At 66.0% G+C, this 25,299-nt stretch carries 20 protein-coding genes; 9 read left to right on the top strand and 11 right to left on the bottom strand.

What is annotated here, in order from left to right:
- Window positions 1–76: 76 nt before the first annotated feature.
- Together RRU_RS16240 and RRU_RS16235 are read left to right on the top strand one after the other, a co-directional pair.
- A complete protein-coding gene (locus RRU_RS16240; RefSeq protein ID WP_237703783.1) occupies window positions 77–823 on the top strand; it encodes a glycine zipper domain-containing protein in 747 nt (248 codons plus the stop codon).
- Between the two features lie 50 nt (window positions 824–873).
- Window positions 874–1,353: a hypothetical protein gene (locus RRU_RS16235; RefSeq protein WP_011390894.1), complete on the top strand. Its 480-nt coding sequence runs from the start codon at window positions 874–876 to the stop codon at window positions 1,351–1,353.
- 41 nt (window positions 1,354–1,394) lie between these two features.
- On the opposite strand, the gene RRU_RS16230 is transcribed toward RRU_RS16235, so the two are convergent.
- Entirely contained in the window at window positions 1,395–2,960 is a 1,566-nt protein-coding gene (locus RRU_RS16230) for a glucan biosynthesis protein (RefSeq protein WP_014626523.1), read from the bottom strand.
- 756 nt (window positions 2,961–3,716) lie between these two features.
- On the opposite strand from RRU_RS16230, the gene RRU_RS16225 reads away from it, so the two are divergent.
- The gene (locus RRU_RS16225; protein WP_011390892.1) at window positions 3,717–5,087 is read left to right on the top strand and encodes a PepSY-associated TM helix domain-containing protein; all 1,371 of its coding nucleotides are present in this window, start codon (window positions 3,717–3,719) and stop codon (window positions 5,085–5,087) included.
- A gap of 8 nt (window positions 5,088–5,095) precedes the next feature.
- On the opposite strand, the gene RRU_RS16220 is transcribed toward RRU_RS16225, so the two are convergent.
- The 4 genes from RRU_RS16220 to RRU_RS16205 all read right to left on the bottom strand — a co-directional run bounded on the left by RRU_RS16220 (window position 5,096) and on the right by RRU_RS16205 (window position 9,870).
- Window positions 5,096–5,725 carry an aldolase gene (locus RRU_RS16220; RefSeq protein WP_011390891.1) on the bottom strand — a complete coding sequence of 210 codons (630 nt, stop codon included), beginning with the start codon at window positions 5,723–5,725 and terminating at the stop codon, window positions 5,096–5,098.
- Window positions 5,726–5,746: 21 nt separating this feature from the next.
- A complete protein-coding gene (otnK, locus tag RRU_RS16215; protein WP_011390890.1) occupies window positions 5,747–7,015 on the bottom strand; it encodes a 3-oxo-tetronate kinase in 1,269 nt (422 codons plus the stop codon).
- A gap of 97 nt (window positions 7,016–7,112) precedes the next feature.
- On the bottom strand, window positions 7,113–8,480 hold the full coding sequence (locus tag RRU_RS16210) for an NAD-binding homoserine dehydrogenase (RefSeq protein ID WP_011390889.1): 1,368 nt from the start codon (window positions 8,478–8,480) through the stop codon (window positions 7,113–7,115).
- A 31-nt stretch (window positions 8,481–8,511) separates the two neighbouring features.
- Window positions 8,512–9,870 (bottom strand): gluconate:H+ symporter, encoded by a 1,359-nt coding sequence (locus RRU_RS16205; RefSeq protein ID WP_011390888.1) that lies wholly within the window; start codon window positions 9,868–9,870, stop codon window positions 8,512–8,514.
- Between the two features lie 463 nt (window positions 9,871–10,333).
- Here RRU_RS16205 and RRU_RS16200 point away from each other — a divergent pair, with 463 nt between their 5' ends.
- On the top strand, window positions 10,334–11,074 hold the full coding sequence (locus tag RRU_RS16200) for a GntR family transcriptional regulator (protein ID WP_014626521.1): 741 nt from the start codon (window positions 10,334–10,336) through the stop codon (window positions 11,072–11,074).
- Window positions 11,075–11,221: 147 nt separating this feature from the next.
- Window positions 11,222–12,517 (top strand): penicillin-binding protein activator, encoded by a 1,296-nt coding sequence (locus tag RRU_RS16195; RefSeq protein WP_014626520.1) that lies wholly within the window; start codon window positions 11,222–11,224, stop codon window positions 12,515–12,517.
- A gap of 18 nt (window positions 12,518–12,535) precedes the next feature.
- Here the strand turns inward: RRU_RS16195 and RRU_RS16190 are convergent, their stop codons facing one another.
- Complete coding sequence (locus RRU_RS16190; RefSeq protein WP_011390885.1) at window positions 12,536–15,103, bottom strand: sensor domain-containing protein; 2,568 nt, start codon at window positions 15,101–15,103, stop codon at window positions 12,536–12,538.
- Between the two features lie 194 nt (window positions 15,104–15,297).
- On the opposite strand from RRU_RS16190, the gene RRU_RS16185 reads away from it, so the two are divergent.
- On the top strand, window positions 15,298–15,927 hold the full coding sequence (locus RRU_RS16185) for a ParA family protein (RefSeq protein ID WP_011390884.1): 630 nt from the start codon (window positions 15,298–15,300) through the stop codon (window positions 15,925–15,927).
- A 239-nt stretch (window positions 15,928–16,166) separates the two neighbouring features.
- On the opposite strand, the gene RRU_RS16180 is transcribed toward RRU_RS16185, so the two are convergent.
- From RRU_RS16180 to RRU_RS16165, 4 genes are read right to left on the bottom strand one after another with little or no spacing between them, the layout of a single operon-like run.
- The gene (locus tag RRU_RS16180; protein ID WP_011390883.1) at window positions 16,167–17,381 is read right to left on the bottom strand and encodes a pyridoxal-dependent decarboxylase, exosortase A system-associated; all 1,215 of its coding nucleotides are present in this window, start codon (window positions 17,379–17,381) and stop codon (window positions 16,167–16,169) included.
- Window positions 17,378–18,994: an acyl-CoA ligase (AMP-forming), exosortase A system-associated gene (locus RRU_RS16175; protein ID WP_011390882.1), complete on the bottom strand. Its 1,617-nt coding sequence runs from the start codon at window positions 18,992–18,994 to the stop codon at window positions 17,378–17,380. The genes RRU_RS16180 and RRU_RS16175 overlap by 4 nt, the downstream gene beginning before the upstream one ends.
- Window positions 18,991–19,206 (bottom strand): hypothetical protein, encoded by a 216-nt coding sequence (locus RRU_RS16170; protein WP_011390881.1) that lies wholly within the window; start codon window positions 19,204–19,206, stop codon window positions 18,991–18,993. The genes RRU_RS16175 and RRU_RS16170 overlap by 4 nt, the downstream gene beginning before the upstream one ends.
- A 60-nt stretch (window positions 19,207–19,266) precedes the next feature.
- Window positions 19,267–20,748: a sensor domain-containing diguanylate cyclase gene (locus tag RRU_RS16165; protein ID WP_011390880.1), complete on the bottom strand. Its 1,482-nt coding sequence runs from the start codon at window positions 20,746–20,748 to the stop codon at window positions 19,267–19,269.
- 633 nt (window positions 20,749–21,381) lie between these two features.
- Here RRU_RS16165 and RRU_RS16160 point away from each other — a divergent pair.
- The 3 genes from RRU_RS16160 to RRU_RS16150 are packed head-to-tail and all read left to right on the top strand — an operon-like array spanning window position 21,382 to window position 24,496.
- Window positions 21,382–22,416 (top strand): HlyD family secretion protein, encoded by a 1,035-nt coding sequence (locus RRU_RS16160; protein WP_011390879.1) that lies wholly within the window; start codon window positions 21,382–21,384, stop codon window positions 22,414–22,416.
- The gene (locus RRU_RS16155) at window positions 22,413–23,363 is read left to right on the top strand and encodes an ABC transporter ATP-binding protein (RefSeq protein WP_011390878.1); all 951 of its coding nucleotides are present in this window, start codon (window positions 22,413–22,415) and stop codon (window positions 23,361–23,363) included. The genes RRU_RS16160 and RRU_RS16155 overlap by 4 nt, the downstream gene beginning before the upstream one ends.
- Entirely contained in the window at window positions 23,360–24,496 is a 1,137-nt protein-coding gene (locus RRU_RS16150; RefSeq protein ID WP_011390877.1) for an ABC transporter permease, read from the top strand. Before RRU_RS16155 ends, RRU_RS16150 begins: the two co-directional genes overlap by 4 nt.
- Here RRU_RS16150 and RRU_RS16145 read toward each other — a convergent pair.
- On the bottom strand, window positions 24,493–25,278 hold the full coding sequence (locus RRU_RS16145; protein ID WP_011390876.1) for an AraC family transcriptional regulator: 786 nt from the start codon (window positions 25,276–25,278) through the stop codon (window positions 24,493–24,495). The two genes, RRU_RS16150 and RRU_RS16145, sit on opposite strands and share 4 nt — an antisense overlap.
- Window positions 25,279–25,299: the final 21 nt, after the last annotated feature.

Raw genomic sequence — 25,299 nt, 5'->3', positions numbered from 1 at the left:
ACTTGGCCCGGGGAAGGATTTCCCCGGGGCGTAATCGCCGATCCTCGGAGGGGCAGGGATGTTCATAGCCAAAAGCATGCGTGTTGTCGTTGTGGCGTCCTTTGCCCTCAGCCTCGCCGCCTGCCAGACGACGGGCGATCGCAACCGCTTTGGGTCGAACGGTCCGGCGGGGTCGGCCACGTCGGCCGATTACCCGATGACTTCGGCGGAAAAGCAGCTTGCCGAAGACAACCAGATCTATAACGAGACCATCTTCGGCGGCGCCGCCACCGGCGCCGTGGCCGGGGCGTTGCTTGGCGCCCTGGTCGGCTTCGCCACCGGCGATGCCAAGAACGCCGCGATCTACGCCGGGGTCGGCGCGGTCGGCGGCGGTCTGGTCGGTGGTCTTGATGGCTATATGGTGGCCAAGAAGCAGGAGGCGGCGCGGGCCAAGGTGCGCGAAATCCAGTTGGTCACCCGCGATGTCGAAGCCGAGAACGACCGCATCGCCAAATCGATCGCCAATATGGATCTGGTAATCGGCCAGACCCGCACCAGCCTGGAGCAGGGCCGCAAGGACTTCAAAAACGGCAAGATCAATGCCGTCCAGGCCAAAAAGACCGAGGATCGCGCCAAGCGCAATCTGACGGCGGTGGATGGCCTGATCAGCGGCATGGAAACCCGCAATAAGGAATACACCGACGTGTCCAAGCAGCTTAAGGCCCAGGGCGAGAATACCGCCCAGCTCGACAAGCAGATCGCCGACGCCAGGACGCAGATCGAGCGCAAGAAGAAGGAACGCGATTTGTTGGCGCAGGATCTGGAACAGGGCCGCATCGGCTGAGTTTAGCCTTTTCGCGGCACGCGCCCCCCAAACAATCAAAGGCAGGACCCATGATCAGGACGTTACTCGTCGCCGCCATCGCCCTTTCCGTTGCCGGCTGCTCGACCTATCAGCGCGAAAAGGCCGATCTGACGATGGGCGGCGGCCAGTCCTATCGCCAGCAGCAGGCCCAGGAACGCCTGGACGAGGCGCGGGCCAAGAACACCTCGATGCGCGAGGAAGAGGAAATGGCGCGGACCGAGCTGGCCGACGTTCAGGCCAAGCTCAAGGAAGTCCAGCGCGACGCGGCGGCGCAGCAGAAAACCCTGCTGGCGGCGCGCAAGTCATCGAAGATCACGGCGGCGCGCCACGATCAGCTTAGCCGCAAGCTCGATGACACCACCTCGGATTACTACGCGACCGCCCTGGAACTGCAGTCGGCCGAGGCCGCCGGATCGACCGCGACCTCGGCAAAGAAGAAGCGGGAACTGGCCGAGCTGGAAAAAGAGCTTAAGAAAATCGACGCCGAGATTTCGATCCTGGCGAAATAAGATCGGCCTTGGGGAGCGTCACGCTCCCCAAGGCGCTGTTCTTAAAACGGATGGTACTGATAGACCCAGCTTTCGCTGAGCGTCTTATCGCCGTTGCGCAGGAACAGCCGCATCTCGACCGGTTCGCTGCCCGAAACGGTCAGGTCGAACTGGGCGCGCCAGTGGCCGGGAACGTCATCGGGAACGGCTTCGGTGAAGATATACGAGAACGTGCCGCGCGACGACCACAGCACCGCTTCGGGCATCACGCCATAGGGCAAATCGGCCAGCGGCGCGCCCTGGAATTCAACCATGAACTTGCGCACGCCCTTGGGCCGGGGCTGGCCGGGCTGGCCGCCGTTGCCCATGCGCGTGGCGACGCAGCGCGCCAGATCGGTCGGCGTCGGCTCGTCGGCCTGCCAGTGCAGGCGATAGGCGAGATCAAGGGACTCGCCGGCCTTGATCGGCTTTTCGGGCACCCACATCGCGACGATGTTGTCGTGGATTTCATCGTCGGTCGGGATCTCGACCAGCTGCAGCGTGCCCTTGCCCCATTGGCCCTTGGGTTCGACCCACAGGCTGGGGCGGCGGTCGTAGTAAACGCCATCGAGATAGTGGTCGAAAACACGATCGCGCTGGAGCAGGCCGAAGCCGCGCGGATTGGTGTCGGAAAAGGCCGAGGCCATGGTGCGCGGCGGATTGTTGAGCGGCCGCCACAGCCGTTCGCCCTCGCCCGTCCACATCGCCAGACCATCGGAATCATGGATTTCCGGGCGCCAGTCGATGGCCGTCGCCTTGCGGGTTTCCGAGAACCAATACATCGAGGTTAGCGGCGCGATGCCAAAGCGCGTGATATCAGCGCGCAGGAACAGCGCCTGCTCGATGTCCATGATCACGCCGGCGCCGCGCGTCATGACGAATTTGGTGGCGCCGACGATCGACGGCCCTTCCAGCAGGGCATAGACCGTCAGGCCGTTTTCGGGCGCCGAGTTGTCGATATAGAACTTGGTGAAATCGGGGAATTCCTCGGCCTTGTCGGGCAGGGCCACATCCAAGGCCACCGCCCGGGCCGAAAGCCCGTATTGGTGCAAGGCGCCGATCGAGCGGAAATAGGCCGCGCCCAGGAAGGCGACCCAGTCGTTCTTGCGCCAGTCCAGCGCCCCGTCCTTGGCTTCCTGGATGCGCAGGCCGGCGAAGCCCGCGCCATTGGCCAAGCGATGGGCCGGGGAATCGGCGGGCATGTCGAACAGGGCGGGATCATAGATGATCTCGCGGGCGGCGCCGCCCTCGACCACATGCATCTCGACCGCCTTGGCAAAGAACTTGCCCAGGTGGAAGAAGCTGACGGGGAACCGCCCCGGGCCATCGGCATAGAGCGCCTTGTCGAGATCGAATTTGATCTTGCCCCAGGCGTCGTAATCGATTTGCTCGACAACCTCGGGAGCGGGCTTGGCCGGCCCGACATAGGGCTCGTGAACCATGCGCCGGGCGGTTTCCTTCAGAAGCTCGAAGGAGAACGGCTGCGCGGGGCCGAAGGTGAGGCCGGGCACGCCATCTTGCGCCCGGGCCGCGGGGATTGCCGTGTTCAACAGGCCAAGCGCCGCGGCGGCTGCCGTAGCCTTGAGCATCGACCGTCGGTTTAAAAGTGTCATTTGGGGAGGGGGCCGAGCGCCAGAGGAAGGGAAGAGTGCGGGTGAGCCGGCCGCAGCGGGCCGGGGCCTCAAAATAATTCTGCTCTTCCTTAGCGTAAAGGGCGAAATGACGGCGCCTCCCATACCGGTGGATTGGCGGTGGCGAAAGGAAAAAACGCTTTTTAACGAGACCAACTATTATCCCAGGCTATTGTTTTTTAGAAAATCCCGCTATGGATCAGATCCCCGAGTGAACAAGTGGGATACCGATGCGGCGCATCAGGCGGATCATCGCGGACAGGCTGAGCGGCGGCGCCCTGGGCGTTCTGCTGGCCTATGCGCTGGTGATCGCGCCGCTGCTGGCGGGTTGGGCGGCCGAGGTCCGGGCCGGGCCGGCGATGGGTCTCGCCCATGCGATCTGCGTCACTCCTACCGCCGCCCCCGATGGTCCGCCGGCTGATCACCCCGCTCCGCCGTGTCCTTGCGGCGTGCTGTGCGCCCAGGGGGCGGGCGGGCCGCTGCCCGTTTCGCCGGATCTGGGCGCCGCCCCGCTCGGCCCCCGCGCCCTTGGTGGCCAGCCGCCCGTCGGCCGCGAGGGGATCCTTCTTCCCCCCCGGGCGCGCGGGGTTCGCCCCGATGGCCGCGCTCCCCCCCTGGACGGTGATCTGACCCGCCGTCACCCATCGTTGTCCATCAGCCCCATCGTCCGCCTTCGCCTTGGGCGCGGCGGAAGGGGCCAGGGGGTTTTCCATCATGACACGCGCTTTTTCCCAACCGTCGGCCGCGCCGCCGGCCAAACCCGCATCCGGCGATCTTTATCGCGCCGTCTGGCGCTGGCATTTCTATGCCGGGCTGCTGGTGCTGCCGTTCCTTATCTTGTTGGCCGTCACCGGCGCGCTCTATCTGTTCCGCGACGAGATCGATACCGCCGTCCATGCCGATCTCAAGCGTGTCCCTTATGAAAGCGGGGCGGTTCTTGCCAGTCCTTCGGCCCTGGTCGCTGCCGCCCTGGCGAATACGCCGGGAACGGCGGTGAAATACACCACCCCCGCCCAGCCCGATCTTTCGGCGGAAGTCACGATAAAGACGGCGGCGGGCGACAAGCGGGCGGTCTATGTCGATCCCTACCGCGCCCAGGTGCTGGGCACGCTGCCCGATCGCGGCACGGTGATGTGGACGGTGCGCCATCTCCATAGCCTGCGCCTGTTCGGCCCGGTCACCCGCGGCCTGATCGAAATCACCGGCGGCTGGACGATCCTGCTGATCATGACCGGGATTTATCTATGGTGGCCGCGCGGCCAGGGGGGCGGCGTGGTGAGCCTGCGCGGCACGCCCAAGGCCCGGGTGTTCTGGCGCGATCTGCACGCGGTCACCGGGCTGACCATCGGCGCGATCTTGCTGTTTCTGGCGGTGACCGGCCTGCCGTGGTCGGGGGTCTGGGGGGCGAAGGTCAACGAATGGGCCAATGGCAATAATTTCGGCTATCCGGCCGGGGTGCGCGTCGCCGTGCCGATGTCCGACGAGCACCTGAACCATCTTGGCCATACGACATGGTCGCTCGATCAGGCGAAGGTTCCCCAATCGAGCGCTTCGCCGACCCAGACGACGGCGATCGGTCTGGACAACGCCGTGGCGATCTTTGACGGGCTTGGCCTTTATCCCGGTTACGCCGTGGCCCTGCCGACCACGCCCACCGGCGTCTATAGCGGTTCGGTCTATCCCGATGATCTGTCCCGCCAGCGGGTGGTCCATCTTGACCAGTACTCGGGCAAGCCGCTGATCGATATGAGCTATGCCGATTACGGCCCGTTGGGCAAGACCCTCGAGTTCGGCATCAACGTTCACATGGGCCAGCAATTCGGGCTGGCGAACCAGCTGATCTTGCTCGTCGTCTGCGCCGGGATCGTCGTGCTCGCCGTTTCGGCCGGTGTGATGTGGTGGAAGCGCCGGCCGCGGGGATCTTTGGGCGTGCCGCCGCTGCCCGCCGATAAACGGGTGCTGCGCGGATTGGTCGGCCTTCTGGTTCTCGGCGGCCTCGCCTTTCCGCTGACCGGGCTCAGCTTGCTGGTGATGCTGGGCCTGGATTGGCTGATCACCCGTCGCCCGCGCCGACGGCTGGCCTAAGCCATTCCCTAGTGCGGAAGCAGGGCGGCGACCTGATCGGGGGTCAGGGTGCGAACGGGCTTGCCGGCCAGCAGCAGGGCAAGCTTCGCCGCCTCTTCCAGTTCCTCGGCGGCATTGACGGCATCGACCAGGGTGGCGGCTGAGACCACCGGTCCATGGTTGGACAGCAAGACGGCCCGGGCGGTCGGGGCCTCGGCGCAGATGGCGGCTTCCATCGCCGGATCGCCGGGGCGGAAATAGGGAATGACCGGCAGGCGGGCGCCGATGCGCATGAAGAAGTAAGGGGTCAGGGCGGCGATCGGCTGGTTGGCATCGGCCTCGGCCAGACAGGCGATCGCCGTCGCCATGGTCGAATGCAGATGAACCACGGCGCCGGCTTCGGGGCGGCCCTCATAGAAGGCGCGGTGCATGACCACCTCCTTGGACGGCGGGTCGCCGCTGACGGGGCGGAAGGCGCTATCGAGCTTTGACAGCCGCCCGGCGGCCAAGCGGCCCAGGCTGGAATTGGTCGGGGTGATCAAATAGCCGCCGTCGGCGGTGCGGGCGCTGATATTGCCCGCACTTCCCACCGAAAAGCCGCGCTCGAACAAACTGCGGGCAAGGGCGACCATCTGGTCGCGCAATAGGGCTTCATCCATCGCTGTGATTTTCCGCTGCGGTTAAAGGGGCAGCCCAAGGGCTTCAAGAAAGAAGGTGGCGCTACCGAAGTTCCCCGATTTTAGGGCAAGGCGCAGCGGGCCTGCGGGATGATCGGCCAGCGTCCACGGCACCCCTGGGGCGATCTCGGCGCCAACGCGCAAGCTGGTGATGCCCAGGCGCGAGACCACCGCGCCCGAGGTCTCGCCCCCGGCCACCACCAAGCTGCGGATGCCGCGCTCCACCAGATCCTCGGCCAGTCCGGCCAGGACGGTTTCGATCAACGCCCCGGCCGGGCCGGCGCCCAGGCGCTTTTGCAAGGCGGCGACGGCCTCGGGCGCGGCCGAGCCGACGATCATCAGTGGCGCGCCAGCCGGTTGGGCGTCGATCCAGGCGCGGGCGATGGCCATCAGCGCTCCGGCTTCGGGCGTGGCCAAAGGATCAAGGATCAGGGTCGGCAAATGGGGGCGGGCTTGCGCCACTTGCTGACGGGTGGCTTGCGAACACGATCCGACCAGCACCGCTGCACCGCCATCGACCTTGGGCAGGCTGGCCGAATCATCGCGGAAAGGCAAAAGCCCCTGACGGCGGAAGTTTTCGGGCAGACCCATGGCCACCCCCGAGCCGCCGGTGATCAGCCGGTGTCCGGCCGCCGCCGCGCCGATGGTGCGCAGATGGTCGTCGGTGAGCGCATCGATCACGCCATAGCGGACGCCTGTGGCGCGCAGGGCTCGCAGGGCCTCATCGATAGCCGGAACGCCAGCCTCGACCACCGGCAAGGCGATCAAGCCGACGCGATGGGGCGTTTGGGCGGCAAGCAGGCGGACGACGCTGGCATCGCGCATCGGTGTTAGCGGATGGTCGCGCATGCCGCTTTCGTTCAACAAGTGATCGCCGACGAAAAGATGTCCCTGATACACCGTGCGGCCATTGGCCGGAAAGGCCGGGCAAACCAGGGCGAAATCGGTCTCCAGGGCCTCGGCCAGGGCATCGGCGACCGGACCGATATTACCCTGCGCGGTGCTGTCGAAGGTCGAGCAGTATTTGAAGACGATCTGCCGCGCCCCCGCCGCGCGCAGCCATGTCAAGGCGTCCAGGCTGTCGCTTACGGCCTGAGCGGCGGGGGTGGTGCGCGACTTCAGGGCCACCACCACGGCATCGGCCTTGGGACTCTCGGTCGCCGCCTTTGGCCGGCCCAGCATCAAGACGGTGCGCATGCCATTGCCGACCAGCATCGCGGCAAGATCGGTGGCGCCGGTGAAATCATCGGCGATACAGCCAAGAAGGGGCATCGGGCGGGCTCCTTGAAAGGGGAGCGTCCGCCCCGTTTAGAGGACAATAAACGGGGCGGACGGAGGGCTCTGGCGAGCCGGTGATCGCGGGGACCGATCAGACGGGAGAGCGCCAGAGGTCATAAAGGGCCGATCCTTCGAGATCGAGCATCGCCGGCGTAATCAGGGTGCCGGCGGCGACATCGGTCACCAAGGTGCGGTTGGCGGCCAGATAGAAGGGCGCCAGCGCGGTGCTTTGCGGATCGGCGGGCAGCAACAAGGCGGTGACATCGGCCACCGTGTGGTGGTGGCCGCCCATCGCCAGCCGTTCGCCGGCGCGAAAGGCCCGGTCGGTGCGCATGGCCATCACCGCATGGCGGACGATCTTCATTCCGCCGGACGGCCGGCCGTGGAGCACGGCCGAGAACAGGCTGATCGGCGTTTCCAGGCCCATGATGTGATAGGGCAGATAAAGGCAGGCGTATTTGCCGTTGCGGCTGACCACATGGCCCTTCTGGCGCAGCACCTCCCAGGAGTCGGCATCTTTGACGCGAACGACGACGAAGACGCCGCCGCCGAAGCTGGCTTCATCGGGGCGACGCAGGCAGTTGAAGACGTCAACCACGCCGCTGCGGTCGAGCAGGCCGCCATCGGCACGGGGGGCGAAGACATCGGCCAGTTCATCGGCGCGGCACAGCGGATAGCTGAGGGCGTCGCAGGCCGGGGTAAGCCCGGTGGAATCGGCGACCACGTTCATTTCGCAGTAATCGGGAACGGCGCTTTGCGGCAAGCGGGCGATGGCGGCGGAACGCGCCTTCATCAGGGCCGGCACGTCATCGCCCAGCGTCCACAGATCGCGGAGGGCCGGAACATCGATGGTCTGGCCCGAATAGGTCAGTTGGGCGCTTTTGGGATCGAAGACATAGTCGTATTCGCTCGATTTGCCGGCGGCGACGATCTCGAAGCCCAGGATGCGCGCCCAGGTGACGAGACCGATCAGATTGCTCGGCTGGTCGCCGTCGGCGGTGGTGTAAACGACGCCATTGTCGCGGGCGATCTTGAAAAGCTGCGGGCCGACGACCGAATCGGTCTCCTTCGAGACCATGGCGACATGGACTTGGCGGCGGAGGGCGGCCAGGGCGATCTGCATGCTGATCTCGGGATTGCCCGTCGCCTCGACGACGATATCAAGGGCCAGACCATCAAGCAGACGATAATCGGCGACCAGGGCGATGCGCCCTGACGCGGCGGCGGCGGTGACTTCGATCGGGGTGGCGCAGATGGCATGGCTGTCGGCGGGAAAGCCCAACGACTCCAGCAGGGCGGCGGTGCCCGCGACATCCAGGTCGCACAGCGCCGACAGGGTGATCTGCGGGATCATCTTGCATTGGGCCAACAGGGTGCGCGAGAAGCCGCCCTTGGCCCCGGTCAAGGCGATATGGATGCGGCGGTCTTGGAGGTCGGCGAACAGGTGTTCGTAGTTCATCGGGATCTCGATTCTCGAACAAAAGGGGGATTTAGCGGATCACCGCGTCGATCAGCAGAACACCGGCCAGACCAAGCGCCGACTGGACCGAGACCATCAACGTCCAGCTTTTCAGCGTCTGGGCGACGGTGAGTTGGAAGTATTCCTTGAACAGCCAGAAGCCGCTGTCGTTGAGGTGGGAGAGCATCAGCCCGCCGGTGGCGACCGAGATGGTCATCAATTCGGGGCTGATTTCGGGGTGGAGCGCCTGCACCGGCGCCATCAACCCGGCGGCGGTGACCGTGGCGACGGTGGCCGAGCCGACGGCGATGCGCATCAGGGCGGCGATCACCCAGGCCAGCACCAGGGGCGAGATCGCCCATTGCGCCGCGCCGCTGGCGATCATGTCGCCGATATGGGTGCCGAGCAGCATTTCCTTGAGACCGCCACCGGCGCCGACGATCAGGATCACCCCGGCGGCCGGGGCCAGGCTTTTGCCGAGCAGCTTCTGGATCTCGCCCAGCGAACGGCCCGAGCGCACCCCAAGGGCCCAGATGGCAAACAACACGGCGATGGCCAGCGAGACGATGGGATTGCCGATGCCATCGAGAAAGGCCCGGGCGGCGCCTTCGGGAACATGGTCGGCCAACAGGGTGCGCAACAGCATCAAACCGGGCGGCAGCAGGACGGTCAGCAGAACCACCGGCAGTCGGGGGGCGTTATCAAGCGTGGTGACATCGCTCCGTCCGGCCGCCGTCATGATCGGGCTATGGGTGATGTCGATCGGATCCTTGAACCAACGCATGGCAAAGGAGGTGAGCAGCGGGCCCGAGAGGATGGCCGTCGGGATCGCCAGCAGGAAACCAAAGAGGATCGCCCGCCCGGCGTCGCCATGATAGATGGCCAAAGCCAAGGTCGGCGAGGGATGGGGCAGCAAGAAGCCGTGCGAGACGTAAAGCCCCGCCGCCATCGGCAGGCCGACACGCATCAGATGGCTGCCGGTGCGCTTGGCGATGGCGAAGACCAGCGGCACCAGCATGACGAAGCTGACATCAAACAGATGGGGCATGCCGATCAGCAAGGCCGCCGCGCAGATCGATGTGGGCAGCCACACCGTCGAACCGCGACCGACGAAGGCGTTGGCGATGCGATCGGCACCCCCGGTGTTGAGCAACAGGCCGCCCAACATGCTGCCAAGGCCGACGACCAGGCCGACCGAGCCCAGGATATTGCCAAAGCCCTTCTGGAAGGTCTTGACCGCATCGGTCGGCGCGAGGCCGCTGGCCAGCCCAAGAAAGGCGGCGGCGACCATCAGGGCCAAAAAGGGGTGAAGCTTCAGGCGGGTAACCAGCAGCACCAGAAGAACGATCGAGGCGGCTGCGATAAGGATCAGCGTTGTATCGGGGTGCATCTTGGCACCTCTCCCTAATGCGACAGGCGCGGCGGAAAGCCGGCGGCTGCGGAGTCGCGGCGACACGGGCGGGGAAGGAAGCGGGCAAGCCTCTCCCTTCCGACGGCACGGCGTCGGCGATCCAATCCTAAGGGGTCACGGAAGACGGAGAAAGCGGCGGCTAGCGTCGCGGCGTCGTTTGGTATGCCAAAATACCCTCGACTCGGCGGCGGGGGCTCGCAGGGATGGAGAGGGGCATTTGTGGTTTCCTCCTGCCGAATATCCGGCTTTTTTATGGGGTTTCGTTGGGGCTCGCGGGTGTTTTTCCCCCGCTTGGTTCAGCCTCGGCGAAAGGCGTGATTAATTTGGTATGCCAAATTTCACCCATAATCAAGCAATCCACGCAGGAGTTCGCCTCTTCTTCCGGCTCTGGCCTCGGGTCGAACGAAATGGCATATCAACGGCGATAGCAAACGGATGGGGCATGGCGGTGATCAAGACGGGCGATGATGGGGACCTTGGCGAGGACGCGCGGTCCGGAGCGGCGGGGGAGGCGGGATCCGAGGCGGCTTGGGCTCCGGCCCTGTTGTCGCGGCAGATCGCCCAAACCCTGCGGACAATGATCGCCACCGATGACCTTCCCCCCGGGGCCCGTCTGCGGGAAAGGACCCTGGCCGAGCGGTTGCAGGTCTCGCGGACCCCGCTGCGCGAGGCGCTCAACATCCTGCGCGGCGATGGGCTGGTGACGCTCACTCCCAATCGCGGCGCGGTGGTGACCGTGCTTTCAAGCGCCCAGGTCCAGGAAAAATTGGCGGTTCTGGGATTGATCGAGGGGTTTGGCGGCGAACTGGCCTGTCAGAACGCCAGCGAGGACGAAATCGCCGAGATCCGCGCCCTGCATTATGATATGGCCGCCGCCTTCGAGCGCCGCGACCGCGCCGTGTATTTTCGGACCAATCAGGCGATTCACCGCGCCATTCAGGTCGCCGCCCACAATACGACCCTTCTTGAGGTCTTCGAGCAGATCAACCGACAGATTTATCGCTACCGCTATCAGGGTAGTCTAAACGCCCAAACGTGGCATACCGCCCTGGCCGAGCACGAGGAGATCATCCGCCTGCTCAGCGCCCGGGCGGCCGAGGCGCTGGGCGCGCTGTTGCGCGCCCATGTCCATAGCACCTGGGACAAGATCGATTGGGCCGCCCTCACTCCTGCGGTAAAGTAGGGGCCTGATTCGGGAGTGCTGGCCATCGCTGGCTCGGGCTCGCTGGGGTGCTGGGCAACCGGTGCGCGCCTGCGGCGTTGACGGCGGGTCGGGGCGGACTCGATCGATCCCCGCGCCCGTGGGGGTGGGGCAGGAAAGGACGGGGATATGGGGTGGGATGGTTTGTCGCTGGGGCGGCGCCGGATGGTGGCCGGCCTCGTCGTCGCCGGACTGGCGCTCGCCGCTTGTGCGCCGCGTTTTCCCTCCTCGGCTCCCCCGCCTCCTGGCCCCCCACCGGCTCGGGCGGAGGGGAGCGGCGCCGAACGCCATCCTCCGGCCGATGGGCCCTTGACCGTCGCCCTGCTGCTGCCGCTGTCGGGCAAGGCCGGGGCGGTCGGCGGTCGCTTGCGGACGGCGGCCGAAACCATGGCCGAGACGACGCCAAACCGGCTGCGGCTGATCGCCTTTGACACCCAAGGTCCGCAAGGCGCGGTCACGGCGGCGCGGGCGGCGATCGCGGCCCATGCCGATCTGATCGTTGGTCCGCTGTTTGGCGGCGACGCCCAGGCGGTGCGGCCGATCGTCGAGGAGGCGGGCCTGACCGCCCTCGCCCTGACCAACAACGCCTCGGCCGGCGGGGCGCGGTTGTGGGCCCTGGGCCATGCCCCCGAACCCCAGGTCCGCCGGGTGCTCGCCCTGGCGGCCGGTCGGGGCGAGGGGCGGGTCATGATCATCGGCCCCGATACCGCCTATGCCCGCCTCGCCCTGGCGCAGGCGCGGGCGATGGCGGCGGAGGCGGGCGGCGTCACGGTGGTCGGCGCCAGTCTCTATCCCCCGGGGACCCCTTATGGAGCCCTGGCCGAAAGCCTGCGCGGCATGGTTCGCACCCCGGCCGATGTGGTGCTGATCCCGGCCGGCGGCCTTGATCTGATCGCGGTATCCTCGGTCTTGGCCTATTACGGCGAGACGACGGGCCATCGACCGGTCGGCACCGATTTGTGGGAGGGCCCAAGGCCGCTGTCGCGCGAGGCCAGCTTGCGCGGCGGCTGGTTCACCTCGGCCAATCCCCTTTCCGCGGTCCCGCCCTCCGCCGAGACCGTCGCCGGGCCGCCAGACGGCGGCACGCCGCAACGGCGCGATCCCGATAAGCTGGAAGCCCTGGTGATGGACGGGGTGGCGGTGGCCCAGGCCTGGGACCGCGTCACGCCCCTGGCCGAATTTCTTGAACGCCCGGGCGGGTTCTCCGGGGCCAGCGGAGTGTTTCGCCTGGGCCCCCAGGGGGACGTCGAGCGCGCCTATGGGGTGATGGAAATCGGCTCGGGCGAAACCGCCGTCCTTGATCCGCCGCCCGCCGTGTTTCCGGCGGCGGGGGCACCGCTCGGCCTGGGGCGCGCGACCTTGCCACCCGAAGAGTCGCCCGCCAGCGAAGTGCCGCCGCCCAACGCCCCCATCCCCGGCGTCTGAGGGCGGGGCGCCGGCCCCTTACGGCCCGGGCGCGATACTGGGAACCAGGTCCGGGGGCGTCGCCGTCTCGAGTTTGGCGGTGCGCAGGAACGTGGTGAATTCCGCCGGGGGAAGGGGGCGCGAGTACAAGAACCCCTGGAAATTCTGGCAATCGCGCGAGCCGAGGAATTCGGCCTGCTCGATCTCCTCCACCCCTTCGGCGACGACGCTGAAGCCGAGATTGCGCGCCAGGGCGATGATGGTCGAGACGATGGCGGCGTCCTTGCCGCTATGGAGCACGTCGCGCACGAAGGTCTGGTCGATCTTGAGGGTGTCGATGGGAAAGGTCTTGAGGTAATTCAGCGACGAGTAACCGGTGCCAAAATCATCGATCGACAGGGTCACCCCCAGATCCTTGAGGGCGCGCAGGGTGCCCACCGCATGTTCCACATCGCCCGTCATCACCGTTTCGGTGATTTCCAGATCAAGGGCTTCGGGTTCGAGACCGGTTTCCACCAGGATCTGGCGCACGGTTTCCACCAGGGTCTGATCCTGGAATTGGCGGGGGCTGACATTGACCGAAACGCTGGGGATGGTCAGTCCCTCGGCCCGCCAGCTCATCACCCGGTCGCAGGCTTCGCGCAGGGTCCAGCGGCCGATGGGCAGGATCAGCCCGGATTCCTCGGCCAAGGGAATGAAATCCCCGGGATTGATCAGGCCCTTTTCCGGGTGGCGCCAGCGGATGAGCGCCTCGGCGCCGATCAGCGTCAGGTCGGCGCGGACCTTGGGCTGGAAGTGCAGTTCGAATTCGTCGCGCGCCAGGGCATGGCGCAGGTCGCTTTCCATGGTCAGCAGGGCCAGCGAGCGCCGGGCCATATCGGGGGTGAAGATGGCATAGCGCCGCTCGCCGCCCTGCTTGGCGTGGTACATCGCCACATCGGCGTTGCGCAGCAGATCGGGCGCGGTTTCGCCGTGGTCGGGGAAATAGGTGATGCCGACCGAGGGAATGCAGAAAACCTCGGTGCCGCCGATGGGAAAGGGCTCCGACAGCGAATAGAGGATCTTTTCGGCGATATAGGCCCCAGCGTGTTGGTCTTCGACATTGGACAAGATGACGATGAATTCATCGCCGCCCAGCCTGCCGACCGAATCGGAGATGCGGACGCAATTGCGCAGGCGCCTGGCCGTCAGCTTCAACACCTCGTCGCCGGCCGAATGGCCATAGGAATCATTGATCTGCTTGAAGCGGTCGAGATCGAGGAACATCACGCAGACTTGGCGGCCGGTCCGCTGGGCCTGATGCATCGCCTGCTCCAGCCGGTCCATGATCAGATGGCGGTTGGGCAGATGGGTCAGCATGTCGAAATTGGCCTGGAAGCGGATGTGCTCCTCATCGCGCTTGCGCTTGGTGATATCGGTGATCGCGGCGACGTAATGGGTGGTCTCGCCGGCGCGGGTGCGCACGGCGGTCACCGTCATCTCGCCGCTATAGGGCGGCCCCTCGCGGCGCTCTCCCCAGATTTCCCCGCGCCACAGCCCGGCGCGGTCGACCTCGGCGGCGACGGTGGCCAGGAAGTCGTTCTCGTGCAGCCCCGAGGCGAACAGGCGGGCGGGGCGGCCTTCCATGTCCTGGCGCAAAAGGCCGGTCATCGCTTCGAAAGCCGGGTTGACGGTGCGCACGGTGAGATCGCGTTCCAGCAGCACGATGCCCTCGGCGATCGAGGTGAACACCTTGCCGAGCAGCCGCATGGTTTCTTGCGACTGGCGCTGGGCGGTGATGTCTTCGACCGTGCCCTCGTAGTAGAGAACCTCGTTGTCGGGGCCACGCACACAGCGGGCGTTTTCGGTGATCCAGATGGTATGGCCGTCGCAGCGCCAGACCTCGGCGGTGAAATCGCGAACCTCGCCGGTCTCGCGCATCAGCCGCTGGAACTCGCCGCGCTTGGTCCCGTCGACATAAAGCTGGCTGGCGATATCGGTGAAATGGGCGATCAACTCGGCCGGCGAGGCATAGCCATAGATCCGCGCCAGGGCCGGATTGACATCGAGATAGGTGCCGTCGGGGGTGGATTGATAGATGCCCTCGACGGCGTTTTCGAAAATCGCCCGGTATTTGCCTTCGGCGGCGCGCAGGGCGTTCTCGGCGGCGACCTGGGCGGTCATATCGCGGGTGATAACGACCAACAACGGATGGGGGCCGTTATCAAGGGGGGAAAAGCGCAAGCTGTAAACCCGCTCGCTTCCCGATATATGGCGGATATGGGCGATCCGGCGCACCGGTACCCCGCCGTGCAGGGCGATGGCCCCCTCAACGACCTTCTGTACCGCCAGGGCGTCGGCCGGGGTCAGATAGCTGGTCAGCGGGCTGCCGATCAGGGTGTCGATCGTCTCGCCGATCTGGCCGGCCAGGGTGGCGTTGGCATGGACGATGACGCCGTCGCGCAGCAGCGCCGTGCCCACCGGCAGGGCTTCGACCACGGATTGGAACAGCGCCGCCGAAAGCCCCTCGGCGATCGACGGCGCGGGCCCGTCGCCCGCCTCGCGGTCCTCGGCGGCGGAGGCGTGGTCGGCAAAGCCTGTCGGAGGGGGCGGGGGGACCTGAACCATCAAAAAGCGGACCTCGGGAGCGACCGGGCGGGAGCCGGGTCTGCTGGCAGTATAGTGTAGACCGAGGGCCCGGAGGGTCGCAACCGCCGCCGGGGGGCCGCGTCGGGTCGGCGTCGCTTCCCCGATGGGAAAGGGGACGCGGGCGCCGTGGTATCGGGGATGACACGACGACGCGGCTGGCCCATACTTCGCCCATGTTCGTCGTCGCCGTCGCCAATACCAAGGGCGGATGTGGCAAGACCACCCTTGCCACCCATCTTGCCGCAAGCTTCGCCTGTCGGGGGTATGCCACGGGCTTGGCCGACCTTGACCGCCAGAAAAGCGCGCTGGGCTGGCTAAAACGCCGGCCCGAGGGAGCGGCGCCGATCCAGGGGATCAATCTCGCCCGCGAAGAGGACATCCCCGAGGGCATCGAGCGGCTGGTCGTCGATGCCGCCGCGGCGATGGACAAGGACGTGGTCAAGGATATCGTGCGCCGCGCCGATCTGGTGGTGGTGCCCGTTCTGCCCGGAGTCTTCGACGAAGATGGAACGGCGCGCTTCGTTGGCCATCTCGAATCGCTGAAATCCATCCGCAAGAACCGCCGCGACGTGGCTTTCGTCGCCAATCGGGTGCGCCTCAACACCCGGGCGCTGACCCGTTTGGGCGGCTTCCTTGAAGAGCTGAGCTTTCCGGTGATCGCCCGCCTGCGCGACACCCAGCATTATACGGCCGCCGCCGCCGAAGGGCTGAGCCTGTTCGATCTGCCCGGCGGCCGCGCCGCCGATTATCGCGCGGAATGGACGCCGTTGCTTGATTTCATCGAAATCCGCGTGCGCGGGTAGAGCGCTACCCTTTGGGATAAACTCCCCGGAAATCCCGCTCGCTTCTCCCCTTACCCACAAAGTTATCCACAGGGTTCTCCCCCGGGAGATCGGCGGATTTCCTTGATTTCGGATCCGAACGACCTGGGGGCGGTGGATTTTTTCCCGAATTATGGGGATAGCTTGAAAAAGGGCAGTGAAATGAACGGTCTCGACCCATCGAGGCCGGGGGAATAACCCGGCCGGGGGCGGCCGTTGGCTTACACCAGCAGTTCAACCGCCGGGGGATGCCCGAGAAAGGCGCTCGGGCTAGCGCTGGCCCCATAGGCGCCAGATTGGAAGATCGCCACCAGATCGCCCTCGGCCGCCGCCGGGATCGCCAAAGCCTCGGCGAAGACATCGAGCGGGGTGCACAGGCAGCCGGTGATCGTCGCCCGCTCGCTTACGGGCTCGCCCATCCTGGTGGCGATGACCAGGGGATAGGGCCGTCGCACCACCTGACCGAAATTACCGGTGGCCGCCTGATTGTGGTGCAGCCCGCCATCGGTCACCAAAAACAGGTTCCCGCGCGAGCGCTTGCTTTCACGGATGGCGCAAACATATACGCCGGCCTCGCCGACCAGGAACCGGCCCAACTCGAGGCCCAGGCTCACCCCCGGCAGGTGGTCGCCAAGCAGGCCGGCGGTCTCGGCGACGGCGGCCCCGGCGCGCGCCAGATCAAGCGGCGCGCTGGTCGGCGTGTAAGGGATGCCAAAGCCGCCGCCGATGACGATCTGGCGTGGCGGCCGCGGGCCGGCGAGGTCGAGCAGGGTCTGGCCGACCACGGCGAAGGCGCGGGCGATGCGTTCGGCGTCCAGCGCCTGCGAGCCCCAGAAACAATGCAGGCCCTGATAGTCGAGATCATGGGCGGCGATGGCGGCCAGCACCCCGGGCACCTGATCGGCGTCGATGCCAAAGGGACGGGCGCCGCCACCCATGCGCAAGCCCGCGCCCTGGATCTCGGCCTCGGGGTTGACGCGGACCAGGACGCGCGGGCGCAGGCCGCTGGCGTTTCCGGCCTGGGCGACCCGTCCGACCTCGGCCAGGCTTTCCACGACCACCAGCGCCCCCGCCGCCACGGCGCTAAGAATATCGGCCGGGCTTTTTCCCGGGCCGGCGATCGACAGCGCCGCCGGGGCCATGCCCACGGCCAAACCGGCGCGCAGTTCGCCGGCCGAGGCGGCATCGAAGCCATCGACTAGCGGCGCCATATGGGCGAGCAGGGCCGCCATCGGATTGGCCTTGAGGGAATAGCGGATCGCCATCCCGGCCGGCAGCGCCGCGCGCAGGGCGGCGATGCGCGCGCTCACCGCGCCCCGGTCATAGGCGTAAAACGGCGTGCCCCCGGCGATCCGCGCCAGGTGCGACACCCTTTGGCCGCCGATTGTCAAGTCGCTTCCGCTCACGCCGAAGCCGGGGGGCGGGGAGGCGGTCATGGCGGAGACTCCTGGTCCTTGAGCATCCTCGCCCGCGCCGCCGCCCGATCGGCCTTGCCGCTGGCCGTGCGCGGCAGGCTGTCCACCTGGGTCAGCAGGGCCGGTACCAGATAGGCTGGCAACTGGGCGCGCAGATGGCGGCGCAAGGCGTCGAGGTCGACGGGCGCGCCGCCGGGCGGGGCGGTGACCACCAGGGCCAGCCGCTCGCCCAGAAGCGGGTCGGGCAGGCCGAAGGCCACGGCGTCTTCGATCAGGCCGCTGGCATGGGCCGGCGCCTCGATCTCGGTCGGGCTGACCCGATAGCCCGAGGTCTTGATCAGCCCTTCCGAGCGGCCGACGATGGTCAAATCGCCCTCGTCGTCTTGCCAGCCCAAATCCCCCGACCAGACGGCCAGGCCCGGGCGCGACGGCTCGCCGGGGTGGGGGGGGATCGGGCGGAAGCGCCGCGCCGTGCCCTCGGGATCGTTCCAATAGCCCTTGGCGACGAAGGCGCCGCGATGGACGATCTCGCCGATCTCGTTCGGGGCGCAGCGGCCGCCATCGGGGTGCAGCACCAGAACCTCGGCATTGGCGACCGCCCGGCCGACCGAGCCGGGTTTGCGGCCAACGCGCTCTGGATCGAGCGTCGTCGAGCGGAAAGCCTCGGTCAGGCCATACATCAGATGGATGCGCGCCAGGGGCGCCAGGGCGCGCAGGCGGGCCAGCACCGCTGCGGGCATCGCTCCGCCGGTGCTGGCGAGAAAACGCAAGGAGGCGGTGGCGGCGGGCGGCCAGTCGAGGCGGGCGAGTTGGGCCCAGAGCGGCGGAACCCCGGTCAGCCCGGTGATGCGGTGGTGGGCGCAGGCGGTGATCACATCCTGGGGCAGCAGGTAGTCATGCAAAACGGCCTCGGCGCCGACGGCGAAGGCGGTGGTCAGTTGACTGAAGCCGGCGTCAAAGCCCAGGGGCAGGGCGGCGAGCAGGCGGTCATCGGGGCGGTTGTCCAGGCGGCTGGCGACGCTTTGCGCCCCGGCGATCAGGTTGCGGTGGGTGACGACCACCGCCTTGGGCAGGCCGGTGGAGCCCGAGGTATAGAAAAAGCAGGCCGGATCGTCATCGACGACGGGGTGGGCGGCGATCGGATCGCCAGCCCCGGCCAGCGCGTCGAGATCAAGGCTCTCCCCCCCGGGGGGCGGATCGGGGGAGGCGGGCGCCGGGTCGCCGAAGCGGAGGAGGGTGGTGAGCGAGGGCGGCGGCGTATGGTCGAGCAAGGCCAGCCGCAGAGCCGGGGCGACCAGGATTTTCGCTGCCGAATCGGCCAGGATATGGACGATCTGCGGGCTTTTCAGCACCGGGTTGATCGGAACGAAAACGCCCCCGGCATGGGCGACGGCAAACATCGCCGCCACCGCGTCAAAGCGTTTTTCGGCGATCACCGCCACCCGCTCGCCCGGCCTCAGCCCCAAGGCTTTGAAGCCGGAGGCCAAACGGCACACCCGGTTGAACAACCCTTCATAGGTCAGGCAGGGCGGCGCTGAGCGGCTGATCGCGCCGGCTTGTGACAGGGCGGTGGCCGCCGGGGTGTGGTCGCAGGCGCGGGCGAGAAGATCGCTCAGACCAAAAAGCGCTCTCACGGGTGGCCAACCCCTCCGGCGCCGGGGCGGGTCGGGCGGCGCGGCGGGAGGGAGCGGGGCTTGTCGTCCCTGTCGGCGGAAGGCTCGTCCACGGCGCGCATGCGCAGCAGACCGGTTTCGTCGCCAGGGGTCGGGGCGCCATCGTTTTTGACGGCCCAGTAAACGATGTAAACGATCGCCATCAGCGCGATCAGGAAGAAGATCGAAAACACCGGGCGGTTTCCCTTGACGGCTGAAAAGGAGCGGGCCTGTCGGGTCGTTGCCCCATAGAACTATTTTTTTGCCCGGTTGTCCCGGGAAATGGCGGACTGTCGGCCTTCCGTATCGTGGCAGATCTGATTGCGTCCCCGCTTCTTGGCCCCGTAAAGCGCCCGGTCGGCCCGCCGCAGAGCTTCGCTCAGGGCGAACTTCGGATCCTCGAAGGGGCAGGGGTGGGCGATGCCGATGCTGATGGTGATCTTCACCACCACCGAGGAGTGTTCCCAAGACGGCGCGGTGACCGCCATTTCGCGCACCGCCTGACACAGGCGGTCGGCCACCGCATAGGCTTCGGGCCCGTCCATTTGCAAAAGAACGGCGAATTCCTCGCCGCCGAGCCGACCGATCAGATCGCCATCGCGCAACACCGAGCGGCCGACGATGGCGAGGTGGCGCAAGACCTCATCGCCGGCGGCATGGCCGAAGCAGTCGTTGATATGCTTGAACAGGTCGATATCGATCACAAGCAGCGTGCCCGATCCCGGTTTGTTTTCCAGCAGGCGGGTCGCCAGGGCTTCGAAGGAGCGGCGGTTGGCCAAGCCGGTCAGAGGATCGGTCGCCGCGGTCCGCGCCAGTTCCAGTTCCTGGGTCTTGCGGTCGTTGACTTCGAGGACGATGCCGGTCATCCGCAAGGGAAAGCCGTCGAGGGGGCGGGTTTCGGTAACATCGATGATCAATTCCCACCACAAAAGCGTTCTATCGTGGCGCCAAGCGCGGACATCCAGACGGAAAGCCGGCAGGCCCTCGCGCATGCAGCGGCGCGCCGAGGCCATCACAAGCGCCCGGTCCTCGGGCAGGATGTGGCGCAGCAGGCGGCGGATGGTCAGGCGGGCGCAGGGCGGGGGATAGCCAAGCAGATGGAACAGCGTTTCCGAACACCAGACATCGCCGCGCAGAACGTCAAGCTCCCAAAGACCGCCCCCGGTGGTGCGCTCCATGACGGCGACTTGCTGGCTGCGCACCCTTTGGCGCTCGCGGTGGATCGAACCGGCGATCAAGCCGGCGATAGTCTGGAGGAATTTGATGGTGGTCGCGTTCCAGTCCGCCCCGCCCTGACAATCGTCCAGGCCGATGGTTCCCCACCACTGGCCCTCGACCAGGATCGGCGCGCTCAGCATGGCGGCGGTCTTTTGGCGTTCGAGCGAGGCCTTGAGGAAGCCCGGGGCAATCTCCGCCGTCACCAGCAGCGACGGCAGGCCCCTTTGACGGTCGCGGACCAGATCATGATAGTCGGGCGCGGACAAGGCGGTGCGGAAAAGCCGGAAGCGCTTGCGCAGCTGAAGTTGCCAGCAGTCCTCGCTGATATGTTCGAACAGGTGATCTTGGATGACATGCTGATCGGTTAGCGTGATCGTCTGGAAAACCCAGGTCCTGGTCGCTCCGCTCGCCTCCCCGACCAAGGCCAGGATCTGCTTCATCAATACCGGCCAGGTGTCCGCTCCATCAAGGCGCGTACTGCACTCCGCGAGGCAGGTGAGGAGGCGATCGGCGGACATGGTTTCCTCGGAATGCAAGGGGAAGGTGGCATTCAAAAAACGGAAGAGGAAAATATTTTTAAATGAACTGACTCATTTTTGGTCAGTTTATAATGAATTTTAATCTTCGCCGGAGTTTGCCGCAAGAGGATTTTTTGTTTTTCGAACAAGGGGTAGTCTTGATGTATTCCTTTAGTAAACAAATACAAATTTATGTATTTACCCATATAATTTTGTTGTTAGTTATACTTCTGTATTTCTGTGTGTTCGTTGTCGATGGTTTTTTGTGGTCGGCAAATGTCTGTTATTTTAATATGATCTTCAGCCGAAGGTCCGTGGAAATTCGCGTTTAACAAGTTATCCCTTTATCTATATGCTGGGGCCAATTGTTGTTTCGCGTCGAAAACGGAGGCGTTGAACGCCGGTCGGCTTGCCTTGCCAATTACGGCGGGTAAGCTTCTTAACGGTACTCTATTATTGCGCGTAAAGGTCCAGAGCAAGCTCTGTTCAAAGGGATGTTCTGCAAGTAATGGTTATAATTTTAACCAAATACTTTCTTTTTCGGGAGTCCTCGCGCCTGTCGATCCCCGCGGAAACCTTTTGCGCCCCCCGATACTGTCGCCTGTGAGGAAGGCCCTGATCCGTGGAGACATCATGATCGGAGAATATCTGGCCGCCCTTCTGGGGTTCACCGCCCCCGATCCGAACCTCATCCAGGGATACGTTGAAGGGGATTACCTTTACGTCGGCAGCACGACCGCCGGCAGGCTGACCGCCGTCGATGTGCGCGAGGGCGATCGGGTCGACGCCGGGGACAGGTTGTTTGGCGTGGACGAGCGCGCGGCCCTGGCCTTGCGCGATCAGGCCCGGGCGGTTCTGACCGAGGCCGAGGCCCGCCTGGGCGACCTGCGCAAGGGCAAGCGTCCCGAGGAACTGGCCATGTTGAGCGCCGCCGTCGACGAGGCGAAGGCGGCTTTGGCCTATTCGCTGCGCGATCTCGGGCGCCAAAGGGGGCTGGTCGGTTCGGGGGCCGCTTCGGCCGCCACCCTTGATCAGGCGCAATCCCTGGCCGATCGGGATCAGGCCCGGTTCGACCGGGCGATCAGCGACTATGCCCTGGCCCTGCAAGGCGGGCGGGCCGATGCGATCAGCGCCCAGCAGGCGGTGGTGGAGCAAAGCCGGGCGGCGCTTGCCCGGGCCGAGGTCGATCTTTCCGAACTCAGCCGCCAAGCCCCCGGTCCGGCCCTGGTCGAGGATATTCTCTATCGCCCCGGGGAAGTGGTGGCGGTGGGCACGCCGGTGGTGGTTTTGCTGCCCCCTGAAAACGTCAAGGTGGTGTTCTTCGTGCCCGAACCAAGGCTGGGCGCCCTGCGCATCGGCCAAGAGGTCGCCTTCGCCTGTGACGGCTGTCCGTCCGCTTTGCGCGCCACCATCGGCTTCGTCAGCAGCCGGGCCGAATACACCCCGCCGGTGATCTATTCGGTCGAGACCCGGGCCAAACTGGTCTATCGCGTCGAGGCGCGGCCCCTGGGGCCGGTCCAGGCCCTTCACCCCGGCCAACCGGTGGATGTGAGGCTGGCGGCGGTCCCGGCCCCTTCGGCCGTCCGGTCGGACGAGGGGGTTCGCGGCCCCCTGGTGGTGCCGCCCAAACCGCCAACTGATCGCCCGGGCGGCGGGACGACACAATGAGCACGACGCGCCGGGACGACGCGATGAGCACGACGCGGGCGGTGATCGCCGTTGAGGATCTGGTCAAGCGCTTTGGCGAGCGCACGGTGGTCGACCACGTCAATCTTACGGTGGATCGCGGCAAGATCTGCGGTTTTCTCGGACCCAATGGCAGTGGCAAGACCACCACCATCCGCATGCTCTGCGGCCTGCTGACCCCCGACGGCGGTCGGGGGACCTGCCTGGGTCATGACATCTTGCGCGAGAGCGACGCCATCAAGCGTCGTGTCGGCTATATGACCCAGCGCTTCGGCTTTTATGAAGACCTGACGATCGCCGAGAATCTGGATTTCGTCGCCCGGCTTTACGGACTGTCCCAGCGCCGCCGCCGGGTGGACGAGTCGTTGGAGTCGCTGGGGCTGACCTCGCGGCGCGCCCAATTGGCCGGGTCGCTGTCGGGGGGATGGAAGCAGCGGCTGGCCCTTGCCGCCTGCCTGCTCCACGAGCCCGATCTGCTGCTGCTTGACGAGCCGACGGCCGGTGTCGATCCCAAGGCGCGGCGCGAGTTCTGGGATCATATCCACGCCCTGGCCGGGCGCGGCCTGACCGTGCTGGTCAGCACCCATTACATGGACGAGGCCGAGCGCTGCCATGAAATCTACTATCTGGCCTATGGCCGGCTGAAGGCCCACGGCACGGTGGAACAGGTCATCGCCTCGTCGGGGCTGTCGGTCTGGCAGGTGCGCGGCGCCAACGTCGCCGGCTTGGGCGAGCAATTGAGCAGCGATCCGGCGGTGATCTCGGTCACCTCCTTTGGCACCACCTTGCATGTGGTCGGCACCGATCCGCGGGCCCTGGAGCGGGTGGTCGGCCGCTATCGCCATCTGCCCGGCACCACCTGGACCGCCGTCGAGCCCGGTCTGGAGGATGTGTTCATCCATCTGATGGAGGGGGAATCGGGGCAGTGAGTCGGTATTTTTCGTTTTCGCGCATGGCGGCGATCTTCTTCAAGGAACTGATCCAGATGCGCCGCGACCGGTTGACCTTTGGCATGATGCTGAGCGTGCCGATGCTGCAGCTGATCTTGTTCGGTTTCGCCATCAACACCGATCCCAAGCATCTGGCGACCGTTCTCAATATCCAGTCGCCTTCGGCCTTTTCGCGCGACCTGACGGCGGCGATGAGCAATTCGGGGTATTTCGACATCATCGGCGAAGTGTCGAGCGAGGCGGAAATCGACCGCCTGCTGGATATGGGCGAAGTCCAGTTCGTGCTGACCATCCCGCCCGAGTTCTCAAGCGAATTGCAAAAGGGCAACCGCCCGGTGGTGCTGATGGAGGTCGACGCCACCGATCCGGCGGCGACCAGCAATGCCCTTCACGTGATCGGCCAATTGGCGCGCACCGCCTTTGACCGCCATCTGGTCGGGCCGCTGGCTCCCTTGAAGGTGGGCGAGGACCCGATCGATCTGCGCATCCATTCCCGCTACAACCCCGAGGCCAACAGCCAGTACAACGTCGTGCCCGGGCTGATGGGGGTGATCTTGACCATGACCATGGTGATGATGACCTCGCTGGCGATCACCCGCGAACGCGAGCGCGACACCATGGAAACCCTGCTGTCGATGCCGGTGCGGCCGCTGGAGGTGATGATCGGCAAGATCCTGCCCTATATCGGCCTGGGCTATATCCAGATTATCGTCGTGCTAATCGCCGCCCGCTTGCTGTTCGATGTGCCGGTGGTCGGTAGTCTTGGCCTGCTCGCCCTGCTGCTTTTGCTGTTCATCGCCGCCAATCTGGCCATCGGCCTGACCTTCTCGGCGCTCTCGGCCAATCAGTTCCAGGCCATGCAGATGAGCTTCTTCTATTTTCTGCCCGCCCTTTTGCTCTCGGGCTTCATGTTCCCCTTTCGCGGCATGCCGGTCTGGGCCCAGGTTCTGGGCGAGATCCTGCCGCTGACCCATTTCCTGCGGGTGGTGCGCGGCATCCTTCTAAAGGGCAACGGCTTTTGGCAGGTCTGGCCCGAACTCTGGCCCCAGGCCCTGTTCACCCTGGTCGCCTTCGCCATCGCCCTGAAGGTCTTCCGCAAAACCCTTGATTAGAAACGCCGGCGATAGACTGCCGGGGTTTCCCCGAAGGTGCGGCGAAACAGGCTGATGAAGGCGCTGGCCGTCGCATAGCCCAGATCCAGGGCGATGGTCGTCACCGGCAGGTCGGTGGCCAGCATTTCCAATGAGCGCATCAGCCGGGCGCGTTGGCGCCATGCGGTGAAGGTGAAGCCCGTCTCGGTGACGAAGCGTCGGCCCAGGCTGCGCGGACTGATCGCCGCCCAACGGGCCCAGGCTTCGAAATCGCGCTCATCGGCCGGATCGGCGATCAGGGCGCGGGCGATCCGCTCCAGTCGCGGGTCGCGGGGCAGGGGCAGGCCGAAGGGTTCGACCGGCAGGTTCCTTATTTCATCAAGCAGCACGGCGGCCACATGGGCCTTCTGTTCGTCGAGCGGGACGAAGGGCTCCAGGGGCCATGTCGCGGCGCGCAGGACCGCTTCGCGCAGCAGGCCCGAGGTGCGGATGGTGCAAGGGCTGCTTGGCAAATCCTGGCAGGCCGCCGGGGCGATATAGACGCTCCAGCCATCGAACGGCCCGTGGGACCGGCCCCAATGGACATGGTTGGGCGGCAGCCATACCGCATGGATGGCCGGGACAACCCAAACCCCGGCCTCGACGGAGACCGACACCAGCCCGCGCGTCGATCCGAACAGTTGCCCCCGGGCGTGGTGATGGGGGGGCGAAACCAGTTCGCGCCCCTGACTCCCGGCCGCGGCGATCACGATCGGTCCATCGGCGACATCGACGAAAGCGAACGGTAGCGTGAGATTGGGCATGGCGGCATTTCGCTATCAAAT

Source organism: Rhodospirillum rubrum ATCC 11170 (assembly GCF_000013085.1).
Classification (GTDB): Bacteria; Pseudomonadota; Alphaproteobacteria; order Rhodospirillales; family Rhodospirillaceae; genus Rhodospirillum; species Rhodospirillum rubrum.
Note: the sequence above shows the minus strand (reverse complement) of the source record. Positions and strands in the feature narration are given on the sequence as shown.